Here is a 5945-nt window from a genome sequence, read left to right as displayed (position 1 = left end):
ACCGCCGGCCCCAGCGGCCTCGTTGCACCATCGAGCACCTTGAAGGCCGCCCCCCACCCCCCGTCCGCGCTCGCCAGACAGAAAACCCCCTCCGCCCCCTCCTTGGCGAGAATCCGACCGGAACTCGCCCGCATCAGGTTCGCCGAGAGCGCCGCGGGACCCGAAACCAATGTCGGATGCGTCGTCATCGCCGTCACAACGGATCGAACGGCCGCCTCCGACGAGGCGCCGAAATCCGCGAACGCCCGCGCCATGTCCCGCAGAGGAAGGGCCGGCGTGGGCAGGCCGCAGCCATCCGTTCCCCACGGCAGGCGCTCGCAATCCTTACCCAGCCACGCCGAGAGTTCGCGACGGATGATCCGCTGCAGCGGGTGCTCCGGCTCGTGGTAACCCGCCACGGGCCAGCCGCGGGCGAGGCAGAGCGCCAACAGCGCCGCATGCTGACCCGAACAGTTGTTGTGGATCCGTGCCGGCAGGCGCCCCGCCCGATCCATCCCCCGGGCCGCGCCGTCGTCGAACGGCCGATGCGGCCCGCAAGTGAACATCTCCGGCGTCAACTCCGCCGCGTCGATCACCGACTGCACGACCTCCAGGTGCCGCGGCGTGCCATGATGCGAAGCGCACGCCAGCGCCAGCGCCTCCGCTCCGAGCCCGAGGCGTTCGAGCACGCCGTCTCTGACCGCCGGCAGGATCTGGAGCGGCTTCATCGAAGAGCGCCAGAAGGCCATCAACTGCGGATCGCCGAAGGCGTGGCTGCGACCGGCGGGACCGGCTTCGCGGACCAAGCCGTAGACGAGATGGGCCGATTCCCGCGTTCCGGCCCGATCCACCGTGACGCGGATCGGTTCCATCACCCCTCCGCTCCCGCGCTCGGCGGCGCGAGCCGGGCCCAGGCTCCGGCCGTCGCGCTCCCTTCGATCAAGTCGTCGGCCATGCGGGACAGATCCGCCGGACGGTCCACATCGTACCAGGGCGGCAGCTCCGCGCAATCGAGCCGCAGCGATGCGGCGCGCGCGCGCGTCCAGGCGAACAGCCCCGGCGTCGACCAGGGGGCTCCGACGAAGAGATCGCGGGCGCGGGGCCACGCGGACCGGCGCAGTCCGATCGCGTAGTATCCGCCGTCCAGGCTCGGGCCAAGGGCCAGCGGGCTACCGGCCAGCGCGGCGAAGGCCCGCACGACGAACTCGGCCGGGAGCGTTGGATGGTCGCTTCCGAGCGCGACCGCGCGGTCGACGCCCTCTCGAAACGCGCGGGCAAACGCCAGCTCGAGCCGGTCACCAAGCGCCCCGCCGGATTGCAGCCGGACGCGGACCGCGGGGTACCGCGAGCCCAGTCGCTCGATCGCTCCGGGACGGTCGGGGACCCACAACTCCACGGCGACTCCGTCCGGTGCGAGCTTCATGGCGTCGTCTAGGAACGCCTCGTACAGGACGGCGCTCCCCTCCCTGGTCAGCTCGGGATGGAGGCGCGTCTTGACGTAGCCCGGCTCGGGCAGGCGGCCGAAGACGAGGAGGCGGGGGCGCCTGCTCTCAACGCTCAAGGCGGGGTTTCGCCACAGGTACTAGCGGGTGCTGACCTCGATTACTCCGCCCTCGGCGCCCGGCCGGCGATAGCGGGGCGGAACCATGCTCTGGTGGTACAGCCGGATCGACACGATCTCCTCCGCGGGAATCCGCCGCAGGGCGGTGACCGCGTCGTTCTGGTTGAAGTCGCCGTCCACGACGAGAAGCGGGATCTGGTACGACTGCGACATCCGCGGCCGCGGTTGGACGCTGCCGCTTCCGTCGCGCATCCACGGGTTGTCGTTCCCGCCCCGGAAGTGGATCTCACCCTCGAAAACGATCAGTTCCCGATGATGGGTGAGCGCCTCGTAGGCCGACCGGTACCCGGCGTCACGGATCTCGCTGCCGGTGATGATGAGCCGGGTGTACGTCCCGGGGCGAGGGTTGCCCGCACACGCCATTGCCGCCATCAGGGCCATCGTGGTTGCAATCGCGGCCGACCGTCGCATGCGCTCTCTCATCGCTCGTCTCCTCACCTCTCTGAGTCGCTAGCTAGCGATCCCCGCTGGGCTCTCCGCTTCGCGTACCTTCCGCACTCCGCTCCTCCGCGGCGCGCGCCGCGACCGTGAGCAGCGCTTCGGGGGAATCGGCCTCCCTCAGGAGGTCCATTGCGACCATTATCTGCGCGTCCCGCACGGCCCGACTGCGGAGCTGGGGCACCTCCCCGAACTCCGCGCCGGCCAGCTCATCCGCGATGAGCCAGTCGACATAGGTCTGCGACTGGTCGAAGAGTTCCCTCCCGACCTCGGCTCCCGCCTCCACGAGCGCCGTCCAGACCTCTTCCCGCATCCCCTGCGTGACGGAGAAACCTTCGTTGAAATCGTGTTCGTTCGAGTACTCGACGGCCCAGCGGAAGACGATGTTCCGCGGGATCGCCCCCGAGCGCGTCGCGAGGCGTCGCAGCTCCTGCTCCTCCGTGGAGAGCGTGTCGCGGTAGACGACCAGGTCCGGAGTAATCCCGCCGCCTCCATACACCGTCCGGCCGCCCGTCGTCGTAAACTCCTCACGGTCTTCCGTCTCCGACCGCGCCGCGATCGGTTCACCCGAAATCGCCACGGCGCTCGCCGCGAGGTCGCGGAGCGCGCTCTCCCGGTCGAAATCCTTCGTGATGGAGCGCCCCGCCGGCGTGTACCAGCGGGCCGTTGTGACCTTCATGCTGTTGTTCCCGGAGAGGCCGTACAACGTCTGCACGGAACCCTTGCCGAACGTCGTGGTGCCCACGACGACCGCCCGGTCGTGGTCCTGCAGCGCGCCAGCCACGATCTCGGATGCGCTCGCGCTGAGGCCGTCCACGACGACGACGATCGGGATATCCGCGTAGCGATCCTCGCTGGAGGCGCGGAACAGGTAGTTCTGCTCCTCGAGGCGTGAGCGCGTCTCGACCACGGGCCTGCCCCGCTCGAGGAACAGGTCCGTGACGTCGATTCCCGCGGGCAGCAGGCCGCCGGGGTTCCGCCGCAAGTCGAGGATCAGTCCGCCGGCCCCTTCAGCGACGAGGCGATCCAGCGTCGCGACCAGTTCCTCCTTCGCCTCACGGCTGAAGCCGCGCAGCGTCACGTAGCCGATAGCGCCGTCGAGGACGAAACCCTGCGCCTGCGCCACCTGGATGACATCGCGTACGATGCGGATCGCGAGCGGCCGGTCCACGCCTACCCTCGCGATCGTGATGTTGACCGGCGCCCCCTTCTCCCCACGCAGCGTGTCCACGGCCTTGTCCACCGACCAGCCCTCGGCCGACTCGCCCTCGACCTCGATGATGCGGTCGCCGACCTCGAGTCCCTCGCGGAGGGCCGGTGAGTTCGGGAGCACCTGGACGACCGTGATCCAGTCATCCTTCACGTCGATCCGGACGCCGAGCCCCCCATAGTTGCCCGTTGTCGTGAGGCGCAGATCCTCGGAATCCCGGGGTTCAAGGAAGGTCGTGTACGGGTCGCCCAGATTCTCGAGCATCCCGTCGATCGCCATCTGGTACAACTCCTCCGGCGGGATCTCGTCAACGAAACGGGCGGAGATCAGACGGTGGATCTCATCCAGGAGCCGGCGGCTTTCCCCACCGCTCGCGGCCCCGCTCTGGTTGATCAGCCAGCCGCCGGTCGCAAGGGCGATGGCGCCGACCAGCACTCCCGTCGTCCAGGATCGCTCCACTCTCATGCATCCTCCGTGGTGGCGGCCCCGTCATGAGGGGCCGCGTTCGAGCGGCCGTCCGCCGCTACCGTCAATGTCACACCGCGCCGTCAACGAGGAAAGTTCACCGCTCGAAACCGGTCCGGCAGCCTCTCCTGAAGGGATGCCAGAATCCGGGCCTCCACCTGATCCGGAGTGCCCGAGCCGTCGAGGATCGCGACCCTCTCCTCCTCCGCCGCCAGCGCTCGATACCCTTCTCGCACGCGCTCGCGGAACGATCGCTTCTCCAGCTCGATCCGGTCGGGCTCGGACCCGAAGAAGGCCAGTTGGCCGGGATCATCCTGATCCTGCCCCTGGCGATCCAATCCCACGTTCACCGGTACGTCGAGCACGAGGTAGAGTTCCGGAAGGAGGCCGCCCGTCGCGGCGCGCGTGACCTGTTCGATTGTCTCCGCGGCGACGCCGCGCGCCCACCCCTGGTAGACTCGCGTGGAAAGCTCGAAGCGGTCGCAGAGGACGATCTCGCCGCGCTTCAGCGCGGGCCGGATCACCTCCTCTACGTGGGCGCGGCGGGCCGCCGAAAAGAGGAGCAGCTCCGCGATGCCGTCGAGCCGCAGCTCCGGCCGGTCGAGGAGCACGCTCCGGATCGCCTCCGCCGCGGCCGTACCCCCGGGTTCCCGAGTCACCGTGCGCGGCACGCCGGCCCGGGACAACCGTTCGGCCAGCCGCTCGATCTGGAGCGACTTCCCCGACCCCTCCGGTCCCTCGAATACGAGGAAGCACCCCTTCATTCAGTCGTAGTACTCCACGCCGAGGTGGGTGATCTGCTCCTCCCCCTTAAGCCAGCGCAACGTGTTCTTGAGCTTCCAGTGCTGGATGAAAATGTCGTGTTCCGGATAAAGGTCCGGAGCCGTCTGCGGCGCCTTGAAGTAGAAGGACAGCCATTCCTGGACTCCCGACAGTCCGGAGCGCGCCGCGAGGTCGAGAAAGAGCGCCAGGTCCAGAACGATGGGCGCGGCCAGAATGGAGTCGCGGCACAGAAAGTCGATCTTGATCTGCATGCCGTACCCCATCCAGCCGAATATGTCGAGATTGTCCCATCCTTCCTTGTTGTCGCCGCGCGGCGGATAATAGTTGATACGGACCTTGTGATACATCTCTCCATAGAGGTCCGGGTACATGTCCGGCTGCAGGATATATTCGAGGGCTCCGAGCTTCGATTCTTCCTTCGTCTTGAAACTCTCGGGGTCGTCGAGCACTTCGCCGTCCCGGTTGCCGAGGATATTCGTCGAGAACCAGCCGTTGAGGCCGAGCATGCGCGCCTTGAGACCGGGAGCCAGAATCGTCTTCATCAGCGTCTGGCCCGTCTTGAAGTCCTTCCCCGCAATCGCCACGCCCCGTTCGGCGGCGAGCGCGAGGAGCGCGGGGATGTCGCAGGTCAGATTCGGCGCCCCGTTCGCGAACGGCACCCCCTCCATGAGCGCGGCCCAGGCGTAGAGCATCGAGGGCGCGATATCCGGGTGGTTCTCCTCCATGGCGCGCTCGAACGAGGCCGGGCTGTCGTGGACCGGACTCGGCTTCATGAAGATCTCGGTCGAGGCCGCCCACACCATCACGAGGCGGTCGCAGCCGTTCTCCGCCCTGAACCGGCGGATGTCCTCGCGGAGCTGCTCGGCGAGTTCCCGCTTGTTCGGATCCGTCTTCACGTTCGGGCCGTCGAGCTTCTTCACGTAGGCGCGGTCGAAGGCGGCCGGCATCGGCTCGATGCTCCGCATGAAGTCCGCCAGCGGATCGATGTCCTCGGGCCGGAGGACGCCGCACACCTTGGCGGACTCGTAGGCGTTGTCCGGGATCGGGTCCCAGGCCCCGAAGACGAGGTCGTCCAGTTCGGCCAGCGGTACAAAGTCGCGGATGAACGGGGTGCGGTTCTCCGTCCGCTTCCCGAGCCGGATCGTGTTCATCTGCGTGAGCGACCCGATGGGCCGGTTCCGCCCCCGGCGCGCCGCCTCCACGCCGGCGATGAAGGTGGTCGAGACCGCTCCGAGCCCTACGAGGAGGACGCCGAGCGTTCCTTCGGCCGAGGAGATGGTTTCAGGTGATCTATCCGAATCCACGATGCCGGTTCACTCCGTGTCTGTTCAGTTCGACTTGGGGGGCGGCTCGCCGTCGGGCCGCGTATTCCGGTACACCCACCAGATCCGCTGGAAGGCGGTCAGGTTGGTGAGAATCGCGAGGACGATGATCACGACCCTGAGTACG

The 5945-nt window shown here is 68.0% G+C and carries 6 protein-coding genes; all 6 read right to left on the bottom strand.

Annotation, left to right across the window (positions count from 1 at the left end):
• A partial coding sequence (locus OXN85_12280; protein ID MCY3600734.1) for an asparaginase occupies positions 1-851 on the bottom strand: 851 nt, incomplete at its 3' end.
• Positions 851-1540: a TIGR04282 family arsenosugar biosynthesis glycosyltransferase gene (locus tag OXN85_12275; GenBank protein ID MCY3600733.1), complete on the bottom strand. Its 690-nt coding sequence runs from the start codon at positions 1538-1540 to the stop codon at positions 851-853. The genes OXN85_12275 and OXN85_12280, both read right to left, overlap by 1 nt.
• Before the next feature lie 21 nt (positions 1541-1561).
• Complete coding sequence (locus OXN85_12270; protein ID MCY3600732.1) at positions 1562-2023, bottom strand: hypothetical protein; 462 nt, start codon at positions 2021-2023, stop codon at positions 1562-1564.
• 31 nt (positions 2024-2054) lie between these two features.
• Positions 2055-3713 carry a S41 family peptidase gene (locus OXN85_12265; protein MCY3600731.1) on the bottom strand — a complete coding sequence of 553 codons (1659 nt, stop codon included), beginning with the start codon at positions 3711-3713 and terminating at the stop codon, positions 2055-2057.
• Positions 3714-3796: 83 nt separating this feature from the next.
• The gene (gene tmk, locus OXN85_12260; GenBank protein ID MCY3600730.1) at positions 3797-4477 is read right to left on the bottom strand and encodes a dTMP kinase; all 681 of its coding nucleotides are present in this window, start codon (positions 4475-4477) and stop codon (positions 3797-3799) included.
• Positions 4478-5803 carry an inositol-3-phosphate synthase gene (locus OXN85_12255; protein MCY3600729.1) on the bottom strand — a complete coding sequence of 442 codons (1326 nt, stop codon included), beginning with the start codon at positions 5801-5803 and terminating at the stop codon, positions 4478-4480.
• Positions 5804-5945: the final 142 nt, after the last annotated feature.

The sequence above is a fragment of the Candidatus Palauibacter australiensis genome (genome assembly GCA_026705295.1).
In the GTDB taxonomy this organism is placed as follows: domain Bacteria; phylum Gemmatimonadota; class Gemmatimonadetes; order Palauibacterales; family Palauibacteraceae; genus Palauibacter; species Palauibacter australiensis.
Note: the sequence above shows the minus strand (reverse complement) of the source record. Positions and strands in the feature narration are given on the sequence as shown.